Genomic DNA, 19,964 nt, shown 5'->3' on the forward strand with positions numbered 1-19,964 from the left:
CTATCTATGTGCTTCGTAATACGCTTTCATAACTTCTTCCCGAGTCATATCCGAAACTTTATATATCATGTCCAATCCTGCTGTCCTATCTACCCTTATATATTCCATTGCATCCAGCTTATCCAAATACTCATTAACCGCCATACTCCCAATTTGATATATAGAACATATGCTCCCAGTCCCTTCCGATACTTCGTCTATAGAAATGAAGTCCTTTTCACATAGATGCCCTGCCAATTCATACAAGATATTCCATTCCGTCACCTTCCTTCTGTCCGGCTGTGACTTTGTATAATTTCCATCTGTATTCTTTATTAAATCCAACTGAGCAAACGGCGAGATATTTTTATCTTCCGGATCAACCATTTCTTTTACTTTGCTATACATACTCAAAATTACATCAACATCACTTCTCAATGACTTTTCGGAAAACGTCATATGATTTGTATGCTTATTCAGTTCTCTAATTAAAATCTGCACAATTTGTTCTTTTTCCATGTCTTCAATATCACAACGATTAAAGAACACGTACCAGGCAGTCGCCTCTTCAGCATTATGGACTATGTTTGAATGTAATACCCATAATGTAAATATATCTTCAAAATAAGCATCGTACTTTTTAATTACTTCACCACAATCAGTCAAATTTGCTCCTGATACACCTTTTTCTACTATTAGACCAAATACTTTTAACCAATATCTTAAAGACTTGACCATATTATTACCAATACCAAATACATCCGGGGCATCTTTACCCAAAAAAACTACAGGATTCTCTTTAACCTGTGTGATTCCCTTATTCAGCCAGCCTTCTCGCAAAACAAACTTTTCATGTCCCTGAAGCCTGATTTTTATTTTTTCATCCGCCATACTAGCTCCTCTTTATGCATAATACTTTTCTCATATAGCACCCTGCATTAAAATGCCCCACACACTCTGTGCAACGCACACATCTATTATCGTCTATTGAATATATGGCTTTGCCAGTTCCATCGTCTTTAACGCTGATCGCATCGTGTCTGCATACGCTTTCACACGCCTTACAGCCCAAACACATTTGATATTTGGTAAGCTGGCACTGCACCTTACCTTCCGCCACACTTAATGTCCTTGCACCCGCTATGTGGATATTCTTGATTGTTACCTTAAGTTTTGTACCTCCAATACGTCCTTGTAATATTAATGCCACCATGCCATTAGAACCAATAACATAAACCTCACCTAATCTTTTATTACCAAGTTCTTTGTTAATCACTCCAAATGGCTTAAATAATTCATATAGTTCATCACTAATTGGACGTTGCAATTCATAATTAAATGCATTCTCCTCAGTTGCACAAGGCTCAAATGACACAATAGAAGTCTGTGCAGCATCAAGACCATTCCCCCCCTGACGGGCTTTCCATTTTCCATCATTCACATAATCTTCTGCATCTAATTTTCCTACTTTTTTTGCAAATTCTAATAATATGTCATGCCAATATACATACCGCTCATACAAATGTACTTTTGATAAAAATTCTGACCAAGCTCCGTTATTTGGACAACACCAACATCCTACTCTTGTATAACCCAATCTATATGCATGATTAAAATCAATTCCTGTTGTAAGAATATAAAGCCAAACATCATAATCAATCCACTCAATGATTGGTGAAACTACTATCTGCTTTGCAATCTTAGGACTTTCACTCTCACGCTCATACTTACTTCTACTTGTTGATTCGTTATGTCGAATACCTTGAAAGCTCAAAATATTTGTCTTATCTTTAAATGCTGATGCAATTGTTTTCTGGATTGCCCCGGTTTTAAAAACAGTACAACACCACCTCATAACGCGGCTAGGAGGACCAACAATCTCACATAATTCCTCAAAATTTTTTTCTCTATTCTTCGCAGTTAATATTCTAACGCCTTTTGACTCTTCATTCTTGTTAAACCGCTTCTTATATTCAAGAGTTGTTGGGAACTCCAATGTAGTATCCCCAAATACATGCAATACCTGATTTGTTCCCAATGCAGTATTTACAATATGAGACGTAACCGTTGAATCCTTCCCTCCGCTAAAAGACACCATCATATCCCTAATTTCAAATTTATCCTTATACGTCAGAACAAACCTCATTGCCTCTTCAGTAATATAATTATATCTATCTGTGTTAGTCTCAACAAATAAAGCTATATTCTCTTCAAAGTACGATTGATCGATACCCTCCGCCAAACTATCATATGCTTCTTTTATAGACTTAATCTTTTCAAGAGACCATTTGTTTATTTCAGTTACGGAAATCTTTTCTTTTTTTCCATTTATAATATATGCCCCACCGCCATACCACACCGATGCACTATCATAACAATAGGGGTTTTCCTTCTCCTGTATCAAAGCCAACAACAATCTTTCTTCTGGAAAAACAGGTCTTATATCTGTTGCAATGTACTTACTTTCACTTCCGCACTTTGGACATACTGACTCAAAAATCGGAACATTGCAATGGCTACACCAATACAAAGTTGTAGACATAACTGTTTTTTCCTGACAAGAAGCTTTGACACATTTACTAGTGTTCATCGGTATTTTACATTTCGGGCAAATTCTTTCTACCATGATAATTCCTCATTTCTACATACCCTATTTTTCCTCTCTCTTCTCATAGGTCAGCACTATATCATAACCTAATGCTTCCATCATCTGAACAAAAGTTTTATTCACAACTCCCTCCCTCTTCTTAATGATGCGATTTACGTATTGTCCAGTTGTACCTATTGCTTCACCTAATTGTTGCTGTGTCATTTTTGCCTCCAAACACTTAATCTTAGTATCAATTTCAATGTCATTTCTAACCATATTTGTTTTCCTTTATAATATGAATAAGATTGTTTTTCAATACTTTATCAGTATAATCCATATAATATGATTTTTCAAGAAACTTTTTAGACCAATTTCATTGCTGCCTATATTCTACAATTTGTATACAATTTCTTCCCTCACAATCTCCTCTGCCCTCGCCCGAATATTATTCATTCTCCGCAAAATCCAAACTTCAAAGAAATCCAAACTTTTACTCATAACCTCAATGAATACAGTGTTTTGAGGGGAAAAAGTTTGGATTTCTTTTTGGACGTATACTTACAGGCCGCAGAAGCCAGACAATGTTCCATCGTTGTTTTTCCACTTTTTATTCGGAGATTTTTCTCTCTCCATCTCCAAAGTGGCAAGGGCGCTTGCTTTTTCTTCCGTTGTTATATCAAGATATTTCATTGTTGTTTCTAACTGCTCATGGCCAAGCAGAAAGCTGATCTGAACAATACTAATGCCATCCTCAAGCCAGTGGGATGCTTTCGCATGCCTGAATTGGTGGGCATGTGCGCCAAGTGGCACCTCTGGACATTTCTCATGGGCGATTTTCGCACACAGCTTAATCCGCTTATCAAGTGCGGGTTCAGAAAGCTTTGTTTTCCGTCCTCCCACACGGGAATAAAAAAGATATGCTTCCGGTTCTGGCTTCTCGCCATGGAATTCTTTCAGATATATACGGATATTTGCAACGGCACGCGGAAGAAGATACGCTGTCCTCATTTTTCCGCCTTTTCCCAAAAGTATAATGTAGGGCTTTGGCTCATCCAAATGGATATGGGATATCTTTATGGACCGTATCTCGTCAAGACGTCCTGCAGTGGCATAAAGCACAGTCAGAAATACAACGTCCCGTTTCCCTGTCCTTGTTGAGAGATCCGGCGCGGAGAGCATTGCCGCAACAGCATTCCGTGTAAGCCCACATACTTTCTTTTTGGTGCATTTTTGCCGTTTGATTTTTTTCGCTTCCTGATAAAGATATAAGTATTCGATATCTTTCTCTCCCAGATATTCAAGGAATACCCGCAGTGACCCCAACCGTACATTGCAGGTGTCCGCGCTGCACTGGCGGGTTTCTTTCAGCCAGAGTATCCATTTTTCAAGCCATGCCCTTTCAAAGCATTCCCGGCTGAAACAGTCGGGTTTTATATTCTCCGTTTCCAGAAATGAGAGGTATAAAACCAGGCTGTCCTTGTATGATTTCAAAGTGTGTCTGCTGTTTGTGAGGAAAGTTGGGGCATATGTATTTAAAAAGTCAGAAATAAAGTATGCGATTTTGGCAGATTCATCATTCTTTTTCATCGGGTACCTCCGGTATGATCTCATTGAAGCCGGTTTCCGTTTTTTCCCGAAGGATATCAGACATTCCCGGCACAATGGAATAATAGTATAACGTCGCGTTTATTTCGCTATGCCCCATGGATTTTGAAAGATAAAGGAGCTTTTCGCTGAACCCGAAGGCATCTTCCTCCCACCGGTTGATGTTTTCTACCGCATAATGATGCCTAAGTTCATACGCCACGGGCCTGTTGTTTTTGCCGTTTGCTTTTTCCCACAGCTTTCGGAATATATAGACCACCCATTGCCTGGAATAACCGTTGCCCATCGCATTCTCAAAAAAATATGTCCTCCCGGGATAAATTTTCTCCACTTCCCGGTCGTACTGTTTCAGCAGGTCTGTCATGCTGTCGTGGAGGGCCACATAATGCTGGGCGTATCCTTTTGTTTCATGAATGTTAAGAACCCCATGTACCAGGTCGACTTCGCTTCGTTTCAGTTTCCGGGCTTCTGTTGTCCGTATGCCGCTGCTGTATAGAAGCCTGAAAAATACAGGGCACGTCATTTTGGGGAGGAGAAATTTGGGAGAGGGCTTATAGGGGACTATGCTGTCGCATTCATGGAAAAAATTTTGCAGTTCTTCTCTTGTGAATGCATGTGGAACTCGGGTCCTTTTTTCTGCTTTCGGAACCGGCATAGGCAGGACGTCTGTCATCCTGCGCTTTTGAAGATAACTGATAAAGCTGCGGATTACCCCTGTCCGTGTAATACAGGAGGATTTTGTTTCTGTATCACGTTTCTGACACCACGCATCAACCATTTCCTGGCATAAGGCCCTGCCTCAAAGTACCTTAGATTTCGCGCCCTTACTTCACTCCAGGAACCAGACGATTCCTGGTAAAACACATACTTTTCTATAAGGTCAGCAAACCCGGATTGATAACTCACCATTGGAACACCTCCTCACTGACAGGAAACTCTCTGATGCCGATTGCGCATTCCCGTAAATGGCTGATATCCGCCGAAAGATAGTGGTTCAGCGAGTCTGGATCGCTGTGTCCAAGAGTGGAACTGATGACAGGGGCTGGGATGCCGGAGCCTGCAAATGAAGCCGCCAGGTTATGACGGAACAGATGCGCCCCTTTCCTGTCACCTTTGTTTTGAGCACTCTCGGAAACTCAATAGAGAATAAGCAGGAAAGGGTTGATTTTCAGAAATGAGAGGGATAAGGGATGGATGATTATGGGGCTTGAGCAGTCCAGAGAGCGTAAAGAATAAAAATGTGCATGACTTTAAAACCTGTCGGAAAACAGGCCTGAAAGAATCCAGAAGCAGGAAACTTGGTTTATGCCGCTGCCTGCACCTGCTGTTTATAGCGGGCATCCAGATGGATGCAGATTCCAATCATGGTCGTCATGAAAGAATAATGCTCCTTTGTGTGTATGAACATACGGTGCAGTCCGTAATCATTGAGGATGCGGTTGTTGATACGTTCCGTGGCGGTGCGTTGATTATAAATCTTCTTATAAGCATCTGTGCCGCGGGGGACGTCGGTGTAAAGCCGGATATCCCATTCGGGCCGGGTCTTGACGACTCTCCCATATTTGGAATCGGTGCAGGAGTTTTTACATTTGGAACAGTGATCTTTCCCATAGGGGCAGCGCCACATGAGGTAACCGCTGGATTTGTCATAACCGTTAGGCTTCATGCGCAGTTTTTCCTGACATAAGGGCGTTCCATCTTTGTCAATGGTGATGGTATCAGGAATTGTTTTTGGCCGGCCGCATTTGTCGTTCAGGTCGATGAAGGCCCGTATTCCCCTGTTTTTAAGGATCCGGTAGGTGGGGTAATTGTCCATTGCAGAATCCAGGCACATATTCGAGGTGGAAACAGCCGGCATATGTTTTTCTAGTTCATGGAAAGCGACAAGGAAATTGACCGAATCATGACGCTTTGCACTGGTAAAACGCAGAAGCAGGGGGAGATCTGTCCTGAGTTCACTGTTATAGCAGGATAATTGGAACAAAGTGTAGCCGAAGTAATATTTTTCCAGGTCGCTGTCCCAGCCCCAGGAAGCATCGGGGTCGGGGAAATGCCGCAGGTTTTCCGGTGCGCCAACCCTGTGGTGCCCGCGTGGGCAGGCATGGGTATGCACGGCGGTGCCGTCTCCGGAAACCGTAAGGTGTTCCCTTGGTATGAGACCGGATTCCATGGAAGGCAGGACAGCCACGTGATAGAAGAAGCGCTGCAGCCGCCCTTCAAAGTTAAAAGGGATATCCTTCCCGCTCATGAGCCGTTTTTCGATAGATTCTGTGATTTTGGGCTTTGCCTCCTGTGCTTTCTGTTTTTTGCCTTTGGGCTTATCCGGCTTTTTGGTGTTCCAGGAAGCCGGAAGCAGTTTGTCCCGCGCATATAAGTCCGTTGGCGGTGCAGTCCAGAGCCTGTCCATGAAGTCAAAATAAGAACCGAGGGGCGGCAGGGAATCCGTAGTGCAGCCGATGAGAGCGGCAAGGAGGCGGTCATGTTTGAGCCTGTCGACCCAAAGGGTAAGGGATAGCTTGGCCAAACCTTCTGAAAATAGAAGAAAGAAAAGGATAAAAGACCTTAAGATTTGTGGCTGGTTCTTAGCGGGCCTGCCAGTGTTGGAGTAAAAGGGCAGAAGGAACTCCATGGCCTTATCGGTATCGAAAAGGCGGAGTTTCTGCCAAGGTTTCCAAAGCTCCGTATGGAGCCGGACTCTTTCAGAGGAATCGAAATGGACTTTGGATTCGTTGAGAAAGTACTTGTAATCTTGCATGGACTGCCAGTACTTGATCATAAAGTGCACCTCCTAGTAGTTTAGTTTAATGCTGTGCGTGTGGCACAGACGCTTCTTAACTACAAGGGGCGCGTTTGGTGACTGGCGTATATGGTCACCAAACGCGCCGCACATTTTGACTTATATGTCAATACTTTTTTGAAAATTTAACAAAAATGTTTTCCGGGATATGGAGGAAAGCAAAAAAGAAGAACATGAAAAAAGAGCGGAAATTCGGGCTTAAAGAGTTTCCGAGACTGCTCGTTTTGGCGTATGGAGGCAGCTTCATATACTTTTGGGGCTATATTTCCCACTGTGCCCGGGCTGATCGGTCTACAGGGGGTTGTTCTACAGAGAAAAATGTGTTCATCGTTGCTGTCGGGGCGTTCTTGTGTGGCATAGTCAAAAATAGCATTGCCGACTGCTGCCGTGAGGGGGAGGAGCAGTTCTTCACCAGTTTTTTTCTGGGCGATCCGGATCTCCTCTTTCTTCCAGTCTATGTCGGAAAATTTCAGGGCGGCCACATCGCTGGATCTCATCCCTGTAAAATAAAGGATAGTGCCAATGGCACGGTTGCGCAGGCAAAGCCCACCCTCACTGTCGGAAAGTACGCTGCGAACAGCCTGGGTTTCCTCTTCCGTAAGATACTGGATATTTTTTCGCCGGCGATGCAGATTGGGAAGGTATGTGAGGATGCGCCTGGCAGAATCGAAATAACTGCCCGTCTGTGCTTCAAATACAGATGCGATATTAACCTTTGTGCTGCTGCTGAGCTTTTTGCGGGAGAAATAATCCAGGACATCCCGCTCTGTCACATCCTCCAGTGACCGGAAGCCGGAGGACTGCAAAGCTAATAAAAGGCCGCTGCAGGCAGAGATACTGGCCCTTACTGTCCCCGTTTTAAGGCCGCGCCTGTAGCTTTCTTTTTCATAAATATCAAGCAGGCTTTTAAACTCCTCGATCAACTGTGTGTATGCCCCGAACCTGAAAAGCGGATTACGTTTCCCTTCTGATAAGCTACCATATTTGCTGTAACGGTGAAAAAGATTATAAATCGTTTTTCGGTTTGCCTGTGTTTCCGGGGACGAAGTCTGCGCCACCCTTATCTGACAGGCAGCTTCAAAAGAAGCAAAATGATAAATGTTCTGATGGTTTTCCAACCAGCGGATTTCGCGTCTAACACATTTCATATAATTCTGGCTGTATCCATCCTTCTGCATGTCCTGAAGAAGATCTTCATAAGTTTTGTCTGAATGAAATAAATTCATCTATATCACCTCCATCATTATGATAGCTGGAGATGAAGAAAAAAAGAAATCCAAACTTTTTTCCTTCAAAACACTGCATTCATTGAGGTTATGAGTAAAAGTTTGGATTTTTTTGAAGTTTGGATTTCAGGAAAAATCCAAAAGTTTTGATTTGTCCTACCCAAAGCATTTGATCCTGTGCCTTTAACTGCTCCGTCACGCCCTCCTGTTTTGCCATCTGCTCCACAAGTAAATCAAATCTCTCCTCTGCCTGTTCCTGTATCATCAACAGATGCTTCTTTAATTCGCCAGATAACAGTAATCCCGAATAAATACCTCTCCTATGATTGTCCAAATAGGATTTCCTCATCAGTCCAAATTTCCTCAACTCTCCCTCCGGCTCCGGATCAGGAATTAAGTTCTGTATCAAATAATCTCCACATTTTTCATACGTTAAATTCATAGCATTGTCCTCTCTCTTTCTTATAAGCTAATATCATGCTTTTTATTAGTTTTTTGTTTTTCCTGTGTATCTCTCTCAATGCGTTTTACTTTCGTGCAGGGATTATCTTTTAAGTTGTAAATCTTTGCTGCATGGGTAAATAATGCCGTCATCTGATTTTGAAGCATACGCTGATAAGTTTCCTTAAATCCTTTGGATCGTATCTTGTTCTGCCACTGAATAATATCCGCTGGTGTTATACTATCCATAGCCTTATTACCTAACAGCGGGATAATATGATGTTCAATCATGTAACGCTTATTCCGAATCGTGCGCTGTTTCAACTCGCCATCTTTATCCCTGAAATATACCTCTACAAAATCTGCCAACTTCATGTTCATATCTGTTTTTGACGCCAACAGCGTATTGCGCTCCCATTCCAAGGCTTCCTTTTTACTTGCAAATCCCCGCTTCTTCTTATGCTTTTTCTTGCCCTGCCAGTCCTCCATCCATATCTGTGAAGTCCATGTGCCTTTTTCCATATCTTTGGATACTGCCATTGTATAATCACTCCCTTCTTTATCCGATATTTCTTTTGCCGAAGTAAAATCTTTCACTCCAATATGTACGGGGTACTTTTGCCTGTACCGTCATATATCCAGCAGCCGACAACTCTTCGTTAAGCTGACGGATAATGCGATACCCTTTCTGTTTTGACACGCCCAACTCCTGAGTGACATCATCAACAGTCATCATATAGTTTGTCTTTTCCATATCAATTCTCCTTTCGCATTATATTTTCTCCAATTACGCATTTCGTATTATGATTAATCTAATATTATTACTTGTTGTTTATTTTGTCAATACTATTTTAAAATTATTTTTTGATATTTACGAATTGCATAATACATCGTGCGATGGTATAATATTGTTTATAAGACAGATTAGGAATTGGGGGCATTATCATGGAGGAATTGTTAGTTTATGCTATTTTGCTTTATGAGGAATTAGTAACAGAAACCGACTACAATAAACGGCTTGATGAATTATTTCTCAACAACCCCGAAAACGATGATTTTCTTTATTTGGAATGGGAAACAGACATTAAAAAAGCTATTATTTATATAAGGACACATATTGATTACAAAAAGCTTGACCTTGAACGGTTTGGCAGAATTTTAATGAGCAAATTAGAGACGATTTATGCAAACTGCTCGGATATTGAATATTTTGCAAATCGAATGTATAGCTTATGGGAAAGTCTTCCCGGAAATATTCAGGACATAGAACCATTTTGGACTCTATGCTATGCCGATGACCCTTTATCATGGGGAGATGAAAAACAGAGCAGAAACATTTATGAACATATGCTAAGTTACTATAAGGATTAAGTGAATATAACAAAAGATTGAAAAACTGCGTAAAAGTGTTGAAAAGAAACATAATCATAAAAAGTGAATTCAAAAACCTTCAGTTTATTGTAAGAACACATTTATAAAAATTAAATAAAAAACATTTAACAGAAAGGAATGTAATTACATGGGTTATGGACAGAATTTAAAAGATATTTTGGACAACAAGGGAATGACAGTAAAAGAACTGGCACTAAAGGCAAAAATTGCGCCTACAACGCTTTATTCGATTATCCAGCGGGACACTGCTATTCGTTTTGACACTGCACTTAGAATTTCTAATATATTGGATATCCCCATTAGTTCTATCTGTAAAGATAATCCCTATGACGATATCGAAACCTTACCGGCACTTCCATCTGACAATGAAAAGTGGAATATTAACAGTCATAAGAACGCCTATATATCGGATCGTACTGCCCGCATATTGAAAAAATTCGATTACACAGAACTGCCTATGGTAGATGAGTTGATTGCGGATTTATATGTACTGGACGATATAACCAGACGAGATCTGTTTGAATATGCAAAAATGCTGAAGAAAAATCATACCTCTCCCGAAAGAGCCGCTGATCTGAAGGATATAAAGTAGAAAAACAACGCAGGAATAAAATATCGTAGCCATTTTGTAGCCACTTTAATTCTCTAAAGTGGCTTTTCACATAAAAAGGCTTTCGGAGAAATCCCCGAAAGCCTTGATTTTACTGAATAAATTATAATTACTCGATGATAGTAGCCACACGACCAGATCCAACAGTTCTGCCACCCTCACGGTATTTGAATAGCGTTTTTTGTGGTATTTTCTATGCTTTTTATTGCGGAAAACAGCGTAAAATCGTTGTTTTTGTGTAGCGTATTTTTATTTGCATGATTTCTTGGCACCGTTTTGGCACCAAAATGATTTTCTCCTTATCGACTTCATTTACATGGTGCTAGCACCATGTCTATAGCATCATCAAGGAAAAATCAAGAAAATAATTATCTACTACTCGCTTACTTATCCAAACAAACGCACTTATCACTTCATGAAGTTCAATTACAAAATATAATCTATTTTACTTTTCTCCAAGCAGATGCCGGACCAAATTTTCCGGGAACACGTTCTAACAAACCTGCCTTTTTCAACCTTTTAAATACGTTTTTCATCATATTCTCTGATTTTATACCGGTTAAATTTCTCCCTTCTTTATTCTTAATCTCTTCATGTGTTTCTAAATAATCCATAACCATTTCTTCTGGGGAAGCCAACTTTTCATGTTTGATGACTACCAAAACAGAATTCTCATTTTCGATTATATAAGGCTCTTTTAATCGTAAACGTTTCATAGCTTCAAAAGCCGTATTTAACCCCTCTCCGACATCCTTATTAGGTGCTTCAGGAAACTTATTGATTATACGAACTAATTTAGGATTCCGAGCTGATTGCGCATCAAGTATATTTTTTACTGTAACAGAACCCGGCAATTTTCCCGGACTCTCAATCTCTACTCTATTATCATAAATTCTTATTTGTATATCTGTCGCAATGCTATAATCTCTATGTAATACCGCATTTGTTATAATTTCATGCAACGTTTCCTCTGGATATACAACATTCTCAAATTTCTTATCCAATTTACGTATTGATTCTACTATTTCTTTTGATTTAGCTATTGCTGCATATATCTGATTATAAGCACTACCCTCAATTGTTAGTGGAGTTCCATCAAGATAATCTCTATCGGCTTGTTCAGAAGTTTTATATCTATATATTTTAATCGCAGATCTTTTCGGTAATACAATTTGCGGTTCATCCATAAACAACAAACTTCCTGCAACAGTCAAATGTCCTTCTTTATATAACCTCTGTTTCTGCAACCACTTTTCTTTATCAATATTGGGAACAACATTGTCTGAAAATAATTGAAATGCCTCTGAATCCTCTACATCATCAATACTTGATTCTCTAACTAATTCATTTTCAAATTGTATTATACCCTTATCCAGTTTTAATCTATCTAATTTTTCTTGCGTATCAATCGGCAATTTTTGAGCATTTTTTCTAACATAAGCCATTTGATTTGTCGCATAAATAATATCATTTGTTTTTAATATTGTAATTTGCATTACGTACGTTTTAAGCACAGGATGTTGCAAATAACATATTGAATAGTAATTTGACAAAGGAGCTAAACTTTCTAGCATTTGTATAATGGAATTGGCTTCCTCTACATTTACAAATCCATTCCATTGTCTACATTTTGTTTTTGTATTTTCATCTATACCAACATAAATATCACCGCCGCTTGCATTAGCAAATGCAGAAACACTTTCAGATAATTTTGCTGGTTTTATCATTTTTGATTTTATATCATTGAAATAATTCTCCTGTACATTAACTAATTCTGGCAACTTCATTTCACTTACTATAGTTTCTTCATATTGCATAATATTTTTACCCCATTTTCTTTTAATTAATATATATACATGATATTAACATCATTTTTTAAAACATTCACAATGAAAATTTAGGTTATTAAATCACTTTCCCCGTATCTCTCAAAGTAAATGTAGCATCAAAATCACAATCCAACAACTCCGCTATCTTTCTCAATTCCTTTTCCGAAAAGTTATCATCTCTCAATTTATTGCTCAAATTATTTCCACTATATCCAAGCATTTGTGCCAAGTCCTTAATCTTCATGTTTCTTTCAATTAGAAGAATACGGATTTTAGAAGCCATAGCCATACAATCACCTCGTTATGCTTTTTCAAAGATTATACATGAATAAATGTGAAAAATCAAAGTATCATGTGTTTCTTAACTTATTTCTTACCGTATGCTATTGACTTTTCACATTTTTATATGTATAATCTCATTTATACGTGTGATATTTTTATTATATTTGTGATTTGAGCGAGGTGATGTGTAATTATTAAATTTTTATAAACTTCCACTATATTATGCAAAGGCGGTGATACTCATTTTAGAAATTGAAAAAAATCTTTCCCGATACATAAGACGGGAATATGAAAAACTGGAATCACAAGACAAGCAACGGAGCTTTATCGAAAATTTCCGATTTCTTATGATGTCAAGCGACACAGACTTTCAGAATTTTTATTCTAAGAGAAGCCTAAATGACCGGGAATTTTATTCTATTGTGGATTCCCTCTATCAGCTAAATAATCTTTGTATGTTAGCAGAATTTGTTTCATATAACAAACCTCTGCTCTTATATGAATTACAAAAGATAGGGAACTGGCAAGGTCATATTGATTTTACCGAACCTTGCAGACTAGGGCATGATACCATGCTTGCCAGAATATTTACTATCCTGCAACACTTCAATTTGAGTACAAATTTCTCTTACGAAACGCACCCTATTCCTACCCGAAATTTAAAAGTACAAGAGGCTTCTGGCTATCAGACCTCTATTCCTAAAATTTCTTTACAAGGAAAGTGGGTAGAAGATTTTGGCTTCCCTATCGGCTCTCATATCTCCGTTGAATGTTTTCAAAACAAACTTGTTATTTTTAGCACCGAAAAGCCTAAGTAACTGGCTCGGAACACAAATAATGATAAATTTCAATATTGGCTATATGTTTGACGTAACAATGCCGGAGAATGACTTTCTATCATTGTCATTCTCCGGCAATCTTTTATTTCTCTAACAATTTCTCAATCTTCCATTTCTGCCCTTTCAAATCGTTCTGTTTTTCATAAAGATTGTTCCGCTCTTTGCAGAGTTCTTTCATTCGCTCCAACTGCGCCCGCACTCCCTCCCGGCAATCCGGCTCTATCTTCTTATATTCCCCGGTAAGATTACGGATTGTATTATTGTTTTCTTTTATCTGCTCCGAAAGGCACACCCAGTCTATCAGATTTTGCACTTCCTTATCTGTTTCGTAAAGGTCTGTATCTGCTACGATTTTAGCACACAGCCGTATCATAACTTTCTTTTCCATATCAGTCATATCTATCAATCCCCCTTTCCTATCGGCTCAATTCAAAGGCACGTTTCGGACGTTTAATTGCCCTTTCTGCCTGTTCTATTGCCTTTGACCGTTCTACTATCGACTGCACTTGTTCTCTGCCTAAATGACGCTCCAAACATCCTAAATCAGTCGCTTTTTCCTGCAATCGGTCTATGGTGTCGCTCTGCTCCATGACCTTATCCGTCAAGCGGCTAATCTGTTTCTGTTGTCCGTCCACTTTGGCGGTCAGCTTCTTGCTTTGTTCTGCAAGCTGTACGCATTTGATAGTCAGATTTTTTACCACTTCTTTCAATTTCTCCACAAGCGGTAAAGCCTTTTTATCCCGGTATGCCTTTGCGCTCATCAATGCCCCCGGCTCTGCCAACTGCCATTTCACATCTTCATCATAGGCATGAATATTGCGCTCCATGACTTCCTTTGACTGCACCATTTTGTTGATTTCCTGCTGTAACTTTTTCTGCTGTTTCTCCAATTTTTCATTTTCGGATAACAGCTTTTCTTTATCCCCTGTCAGTGTTTCCGTTTGCTCTTTCAGCAGATGATTTGTTGCGGTAAGTTCCGATACTTCCTGCCGGATTGCTTCGCCCTCTTTCCGTATCTGCTCCGTTTCCTGTCCTGCCGCAATCTGCTGATGAAGAATATTGGATAATTCCTTTTTACTGCCGGAGATTGTCTGTTCCAGTTCCGCAACCTCTTTCTGTCGCTCCTTTTTCTCAAAATCCAAAACAGATAAATGCTTCTCATGTGTTCCCTTTTTCTCCCACTCAATATCATACTTTAGCATAATATCCGCAAGCCGTTCTTTTTCTGCCGCTACCCACTGGTTACGCTCTGTTTCGCTCCTTGTGCCGCCTTTGAAGCCGAGTTCTGCCAGTGCCTTTTTTAATGATACCCTTGTTTCAAGTCCCCGCTTGCTTCCAGTCGTATAGGGTATAAAATCTATATGCAGATGTGGCGTTGCTTCGTCCATGTGAAGATAAGCAGAGAACACCCTCAATGTAGGATTGCGCTGCTGAAAGTCCTGCATATATTTATCAAGTATTTTTGCCGCAAGCTGTCCGTCCTCTGTTTTTGCTCCCATATCGTCTTTATTCCCAATTTGCAAAATAATCTCATGGAATGGCTTTTCCTGTTTGCCGGAACAGATTTTCTCATAGTAATCATCAATCCGGCGGTCACTTCTGGTCTGCTTTTCATTGTATCGGGCAAGTGCTTCATCAAATAATTCGTGGTATATGTCTTTGATATTTTCGTTGCAGTATTCCACGTTCAGACAACTCCGCTCCGGGTCAGTGTTCTTTGCGTGGAATTTTCTGCTGTTATGGTTGACAGAGCCTTTCCCTGTCATAACGCTGATTGTCCGCTTCAATAAATTTTCCTTTCTCCCTATCGGGTAATGAGCGCCGGATACGGCGCATAGCCTTTGTTACTTTCTGCGAAAGTAACGCAAAAGCTCTTTTGTCAGCTACGCCAACAAAAATACAACCCGCAAGCGGGTTTTGCGCCCTGCCGGGGGCAAGCTGTCCGTTGGACAGCATACCGTCCTAACGGACGGGGCGGCTTTTCGCCGCCTTGATACCGCCGCTTTCCGGCTTTCTCCCAACAGCGCAACATTGCAATGTCTATAATTTTTGCAACCTTGCAATCTTCAAGAGTGCAAAATTCTAATACTCTGCATTGTTGCGCTGTTACCTTGCCTGTCCGTCACTGTTTGATTTTATCCAGTTCCCAATACCATGTATTGTTTATCCGCTTTGCCCGGACACCTAACTCTTTCTTTGCATTTTCCAGTGTCCGCTTCGATATGCCCTGTTCGTCTGCAAGACCGAAAATCTCATTGCTTTGCATGGCATTGTTTGCTTCTGCCAGTTCCCGGAGTAACCGTTTCGCCTGTTCCATTTTATTTGCTTTGGGAGCAATGCCGCCTAAGACTTCATCAGCAGTAATCTCATAATCTCCGAGCCATTGAAAACCGTCCTCCGACAATGCAAATGCTTTCGGGTGTCCGAACGCCGCAAGGTTGTTTTTAATCTGAACCACAGCCCTTATATTTTCTTCCCCCTCTACTCTGCCGACCAACAAAACACTTCTAGCGACTGCAAAGAAATCAATCGAACCCATTCCCCGGTATGCCGCTTTATTTCCTGCCGCCTTGTTCATATGCCCGACAAGGACAATCGCACACTGGTATTTCTCTGCCAGTGCCGCCAATGTCTTTGTCATATCCCTTGCTTCGTTTGCCCGGTTCATATCCATACCGCCGCCCAAATAGGCTTGTATCGGGTCTAAAATCAACAGCTTTGCGCCTGTTTTGATAATAGCTTGCTCTAACCGTTCATCTATCATGGAAAGTGATTTAATCTTTTCATCAATGACCGAAATTTTCCCACAGTCTGCCCCCGCCTGCTCTAACCGGGGCTTTACCGTATCGGCAAGCCCGTCCTCTGCACTCTGATAGATTACATTCAAAGGCTCTGTCAGTTTCATTTCACAGTCTATATCCTCTCCTTTTGACAGTTTCGCCGCTATATTCAGTACAAATGTTGTCTTTCCATCGCCCGGGTCGCCTTGAACAATAGTCAGCTTGCCATAAGGGATAAACGGGAACCAAAGCCAAGAAACTTCCTGCGACTGTATCTCCGACAATTTGATCAACTGCAATTCTGTTTTTGTTTCTTCCATAATGCCCTCCATTTCTGAAAATCGTTGTCAATGGAAGAAACCTCTGCTATACTTGTATTGTGAGTACTGATAACAGAGGTTTTCCAGTTATCACAGCCCTAACAGTTGCCGCTGTCGGGGCTATTTCCTTTTTCATTGTCGAGTAAGTCTGCCACTCTCCGTTGCTGATTAGGATATAAATGTCCGTAGGTATTCAATGTAATACGAATATCTTTGTGCCCTACCCTCTCTTTTATCAACAGCGGTTCTATACCCTTATTGATTAAGTACGCCACATGAGAATGTCTAAGGTCATGTACCCGGATATTCTTCACTCCGGCTTTTGCTATTTGGCGTTTCATCTTATGCTGTACCGCTTCCTGCACGATTGGGAAAAGTCTTTCATCGTCCGGCATACCATAGTGACCGTCAACAAAGTCTTTAATCTCCTTTTTCAAAAACTCCAGGATTTCAACGGTTCTTACCGACTGCTTTGTTTTCGGTTCTGTAATAACGTCCTGCCTGCCAGTGCGATAATAAGTTTTGGTAATGCTGATTTGATTATTTTCAATACTTATATCGCCTTTTGTCAAAGCTAATAATTCGCCAATCCTACAGCCCGTCCAAAAGAGGATTTCAAAGATTAAATAATATCGTGTTCCCGGCTCAATCGTTTTAATAAATCGCTGATATTCCTCTGTTGTCCAAAAGTCCAAACTTCTTGAATCGGAATTTCCCATGCGCTTCACTTTCTTACACGGATTTGTATGCAAATCATAAATGCGTGACGCATGAGTAAATATACAAGTCAACTGATTTTGTATCATTCTCAAATAGCTTTCCGAAAATCCCTTTGTCTGCATTTCGTTCTGCCACTGTATAATTTGTGAAGCGGTAATCTCACTCAACATCTGTTCGCCAAAATACGGAATAATGTGTTGCTCCATCATATACCGTTTATTCTTCATGGTGCGGTCTTTTAACCCATTCTGCTTATCCTCAAAATAGACCTCCATAAATTCGCTCAACTTCATATCCATGCTTCGGCTACTGCTCAATTTCTTTTGCCGCTCATACTCTAACGCTTCTCTTTTTGTTTCAAATCCCCTCTTTCTTCGCTTTTTCTTCTCTCCCTTTGCCGTTGTTTCAAACCATTGCGCCGACCACTTTTTCGTGTCTTTCTCCTTATAAGCCATACTGTCACGCTCCTCTCTTTAGCTTATTGATAACTCATAACCGTACATTTTCTTTGCCCAAAATGCCCTCGGAATACGTCCTGCCATTGTAATATACCCCTGTCCTGCAAGTTCCCTGTTCAGTTCTTTTACAATCTTGTAGGCATGAGATTTTGAACAATTTAACTCTTTGGCTATATCTTCCGCACTCATCATATAACGGTAGTTTGCCACACGTTTGTCCTCCTTTCCCCTTTTAGAAATTCATTACAATATTTGTATTTCATATGTGTACGAATTTCGTATATTCATATTATCACCTTATACATATAATGTCAACACTTCGTAAAAATATTTTTACGAACTTCGTATTTACATTTTTTCTATTTTTCTCTTTTATGTTTTTCGTATATGTGGTATGATGATTAATAAGATTTATGTTTTTCGTAATTATTCAACATATGAAAATAGGAGGTCACTATGGGTGATGGAAAGAAGCTGAAAGAAATACTTGATAGTAAGAATACAAATGTCCGTCAGATTGCAAAGGCTACGGGAATTAGTGCTACAACACTATATTCTATTATTCAAAAGGATTCCAATATCCGATTTGACTTTGCTTTACGGTTGGCAAATGAATTAGAAATTGATGTGAATGAGATATGCGCCGCCAGTCCGTTCTCCGGCACTATTACTGAAGAAGAAATATATCCCACGCTCCCCGATGGACTGAATGGGGCTCTTGACGGAAACCGGGTAAAGGTATATTTAAAAAATTCACTATATCCGCTTATGTATCTGTTTGGAAAAAATAGTATGCCCGATGTGGATAACCTGTTGACTTCATTTTATCAGCTAGACGATGAAGCAAGAAAGGAAGTAGTGGAAACGATACAGTTCAAATTACAGTATCACAAAGACAAAGAGCGGGCAGAACAGGTTAAACAGATTAGAGGATGGTAATTTCATCCTTAAAATGTTATTATATACATGTTACAGATATATGCTACAAGGAGATATACTAAATGGCAAGCGATAAATCTTTTCTAACTTATAATCAACAAATGAAAAAACTTCGCACAGATAAAGGGATTGTTTGTAATGGAACCCCACACAAAACATCTCTGGTACGTTCTGGGTATTTTAATATGATTAATGGTTACAAGATGCCTTTTACTTGTGGCACGGATGTTTCTGGAAATCACATCTATTTTCCAAATACAAACTTAAGTCAAATTAATAGCCTAAAAAAATTTGATGAATCATTAAGATTATTTTTACTCAAATATATTACACAAGTCGAAGAAGAAGCAAGAACATTAACTGGTTACAAATTTGACCAATGTAATGATAATGGAAAAATACCGTGGTATGAAACAAGCGCATATTCCCTCGATGCCACTTTGCAATCTAAAATGAGCACCATCTCATCTGCTTATTCTGAATTAAGCAAGAGCAAATCAGAATATGTACAATTTTATATGAATAATCATGAACAAATTCCAACATGGATTATGATAAAGGTTGTAAATTTTTCCACTTTTATTGATGTTCTTCGCAATAGTAAAGTAAATGTAACTCATGCTATTTGCAAATTATATTCTATGTATGACAATAATAATTTGCCCAATGTAAAACTATTAATTGGTAGTTTACATTGGTTACGAAGAGTCCGAAACTCTTGTGCACACAACGAACGTGTTTATTGTATCCACCAAACTCAAGTTCGGAATAACTCTGCGAGCGGACGCATTTTAGATCCTTATTATACACAACTTCCCGCATCATATAGTCGATGTACCGAAAAAAATATTTTCGACCTTCTTGTTTACTTTAAATATTATCTTCCAAAAGAAGAATTTACACCTATGATTACTGAATTAAAAAACATGTTAGTAGAATTGCAAAACACCCTACAACCAAATGCTTTTGATAATGTCAGAGGTCAAATGGGAATAAAAAATTTGAATATTCTTGATACCTTAATCATTTTACCAAAATCAAAAATTGAGTACCATAAATTCGATACTCTATAATAAATTATTTTTACAAATTTTCTGCAAACCCTTGTCATAAATTTGTAAATGTGGTAATATACTAAGACAGAGATAGCCATATTG

At 39.6% G+C, this 19,964-nt stretch carries 22 protein-coding genes; 5 read left to right on the forward strand and 17 right to left on the reverse strand.

The window, feature by feature from the left end; all coding sequences use genetic code 11:
• The 10 genes from VSQ62_RS25825 to VSQ62_RS25870 form a co-directional block, all read right to left on the reverse strand.
• The gene (locus VSQ62_RS25825; protein ID WP_334637930.1) at nucleotides 1–870 is read right to left on the reverse strand and encodes a DUF4007 family protein; all 870 of its coding nucleotides are present in this window, start codon (nucleotides 868–870) and stop codon (nucleotides 1–3) included.
• Nucleotide 871: 1 nt separating this feature from the next.
• Entirely contained in the window at nucleotides 872–2,605 is a 1,734-nt protein-coding gene (locus tag VSQ62_RS25830; RefSeq protein WP_334637931.1) for a phosphoadenosine phosphosulfate reductase domain-containing protein, read from the reverse strand.
• Between the two features lie 24 nt (nucleotides 2,606–2,629).
• Entirely contained in the window at nucleotides 2,630–2,845 is a 216-nt protein-coding gene (locus VSQ62_RS25835; RefSeq protein ID WP_334637932.1) for a helix-turn-helix domain-containing protein, read from the reverse strand.
• Between the two features lie 282 nt (nucleotides 2,846–3,127).
• Nucleotides 3,128–4,060, reverse strand: coding sequence for a tyrosine-type recombinase/integrase (locus VSQ62_RS25840; protein WP_304973926.1), 933 nt, complete (start codon nucleotides 4,058–4,060; stop codon nucleotides 3,128–3,130).
• Between the two features lie 82 nt (nucleotides 4,061–4,142).
• A complete protein-coding gene (locus tag VSQ62_RS25845; RefSeq protein ID WP_334637933.1) occupies nucleotides 4,143–4,952 on the reverse strand; it encodes a tyrosine-type recombinase/integrase in 810 nt (269 codons plus the stop codon).
• A gap of 525 nt (nucleotides 4,953–5,477) precedes the next feature.
• Nucleotides 5,478–6,950 carry a transposase gene (locus VSQ62_RS25850; RefSeq protein ID WP_334636582.1) on the reverse strand — a complete coding sequence of 491 codons (1,473 nt, stop codon included), beginning with the start codon at nucleotides 6,948–6,950 and terminating at the stop codon, nucleotides 5,478–5,480.
• A 146-nt stretch (nucleotides 6,951–7,096) separates the two neighbouring features.
• Entirely contained in the window at nucleotides 7,097–8,197 is a 1,101-nt protein-coding gene (locus tag VSQ62_RS25855; protein WP_334637934.1) for a tyrosine-type recombinase/integrase, read from the reverse strand.
• Nucleotides 8,198–8,285: 88 nt separating this feature from the next.
• On the reverse strand, nucleotides 8,286–8,639 hold the full coding sequence (locus VSQ62_RS25860; RefSeq protein ID WP_334637935.1) for a TnpV protein: 354 nt from the start codon (nucleotides 8,637–8,639) through the stop codon (nucleotides 8,286–8,288).
• Between the two features lie 20 nt (nucleotides 8,640–8,659).
• Nucleotides 8,660–9,178 carry a tyrosine-type recombinase/integrase gene (locus VSQ62_RS25865; RefSeq protein WP_334637936.1) on the reverse strand — a complete coding sequence of 173 codons (519 nt, stop codon included), beginning with the start codon at nucleotides 9,176–9,178 and terminating at the stop codon, nucleotides 8,660–8,662.
• Between the two features lie 19 nt (nucleotides 9,179–9,197).
• Complete coding sequence (locus VSQ62_RS25870) at nucleotides 9,198–9,392, reverse strand: DNA-binding protein (RefSeq protein WP_334637937.1); 195 nt, start codon at nucleotides 9,390–9,392, stop codon at nucleotides 9,198–9,200.
• 191 nt (nucleotides 9,393–9,583) lie between these two features.
• Between VSQ62_RS25870 and VSQ62_RS25875 the strand changes: the two genes are divergently transcribed.
• Both VSQ62_RS25875 and VSQ62_RS25880 read left to right on the forward strand, forming a co-directional pair.
• On the forward strand, nucleotides 9,584–10,009 hold the full coding sequence (locus tag VSQ62_RS25875; protein WP_334637938.1) for a hypothetical protein: 426 nt from the start codon (nucleotides 9,584–9,586) through the stop codon (nucleotides 10,007–10,009).
• Between the two features lie 148 nt (nucleotides 10,010–10,157).
• On the forward strand, nucleotides 10,158–10,622 hold the full coding sequence (locus VSQ62_RS25880; protein WP_334637939.1) for a helix-turn-helix domain-containing protein: 465 nt from the start codon (nucleotides 10,158–10,160) through the stop codon (nucleotides 10,620–10,622).
• 458 nt (nucleotides 10,623–11,080) lie between these two features.
• Here VSQ62_RS25880 and VSQ62_RS25885 read toward each other — a convergent pair whose 3' ends face one another.
• Both VSQ62_RS25885 and VSQ62_RS25890 read right to left on the reverse strand, forming a co-directional pair.
• Complete coding sequence (locus tag VSQ62_RS25885; protein ID WP_334637940.1) at nucleotides 11,081–12,457, reverse strand: ATP-binding protein; 1,377 nt, start codon at nucleotides 12,455–12,457, stop codon at nucleotides 11,081–11,083.
• An 88-nt stretch (nucleotides 12,458–12,545) separates the two neighbouring features.
• Nucleotides 12,546–12,758: a helix-turn-helix domain-containing protein gene (locus VSQ62_RS25890; RefSeq protein ID WP_160260579.1), complete on the reverse strand. Its 213-nt coding sequence runs from the start codon at nucleotides 12,756–12,758 to the stop codon at nucleotides 12,546–12,548.
• A 448-nt stretch (nucleotides 12,759–13,206) separates the two neighbouring features.
• Between VSQ62_RS25890 and VSQ62_RS25895 the strand changes: the two genes are divergently transcribed.
• A complete protein-coding gene (locus tag VSQ62_RS25895; RefSeq protein WP_334637941.1) occupies nucleotides 13,207–13,569 on the forward strand; it encodes a SymE family type I addiction module toxin in 363 nt (120 codons plus the stop codon).
• A gap of 103 nt (nucleotides 13,570–13,672) precedes the next feature.
• On the opposite strand, the gene VSQ62_RS25900 is transcribed toward VSQ62_RS25895, so the two are convergent.
• From VSQ62_RS25900 to VSQ62_RS25920, 5 genes are all read right to left on the reverse strand, one after another.
• A complete protein-coding gene (locus VSQ62_RS25900) occupies nucleotides 13,673–13,987 on the reverse strand; it encodes a hypothetical protein (RefSeq protein ID WP_334637942.1) in 315 nt (104 codons plus the stop codon).
• A 19-nt stretch (nucleotides 13,988–14,006) separates the two neighbouring features.
• Complete coding sequence (locus tag VSQ62_RS25905) at nucleotides 14,007–15,356, reverse strand: plasmid recombination protein (RefSeq protein WP_334638518.1); 1,350 nt, start codon at nucleotides 15,354–15,356, stop codon at nucleotides 14,007–14,009.
• Between the two features lie 356 nt (nucleotides 15,357–15,712).
• Nucleotides 15,713–16,690 carry an AAA family ATPase gene (locus VSQ62_RS25910; RefSeq protein WP_334637943.1) on the reverse strand — a complete coding sequence of 326 codons (978 nt, stop codon included), beginning with the start codon at nucleotides 16,688–16,690 and terminating at the stop codon, nucleotides 15,713–15,715.
• A gap of 98 nt (nucleotides 16,691–16,788) precedes the next feature.
• Nucleotides 16,789–17,865, reverse strand: a complete 1,077-nt coding sequence (locus VSQ62_RS25915; protein ID WP_334637944.1) for a tyrosine-type recombinase/integrase — start codon at nucleotides 17,863–17,865, stop codon at nucleotides 16,789–16,791.
• Between the two features lie 18 nt (nucleotides 17,866–17,883).
• Nucleotides 17,884–18,078: an HTH domain-containing protein gene (locus VSQ62_RS25920; protein WP_016283686.1), complete on the reverse strand. Its 195-nt coding sequence runs from the start codon at nucleotides 18,076–18,078 to the stop codon at nucleotides 17,884–17,886.
• A 246-nt stretch (nucleotides 18,079–18,324) separates the two neighbouring features.
• On the opposite strand from VSQ62_RS25920, the gene VSQ62_RS25925 reads away from it, so the two are divergent.
• Complete coding sequence (locus VSQ62_RS25925; protein WP_334637945.1) at nucleotides 18,325–18,807, forward strand: helix-turn-helix domain-containing protein; 483 nt, start codon at nucleotides 18,325–18,327, stop codon at nucleotides 18,805–18,807.
• A 62-nt stretch (nucleotides 18,808–18,869) separates the two neighbouring features.
• On the forward strand, nucleotides 18,870–19,880 hold the full coding sequence (locus VSQ62_RS25930; protein WP_172537395.1) for an Abi family protein: 1,011 nt from the start codon (nucleotides 18,870–18,872) through the stop codon (nucleotides 19,878–19,880).
• Nucleotides 19,881–19,964 lie beyond the last annotated feature (84 nt).

This window comes from Sporofaciens sp. JLR.KK001, from assembly GCF_036941055.1.
Classification (GTDB): Bacteria; Bacillota; Clostridia; order Lachnospirales; family Lachnospiraceae; genus Sporofaciens.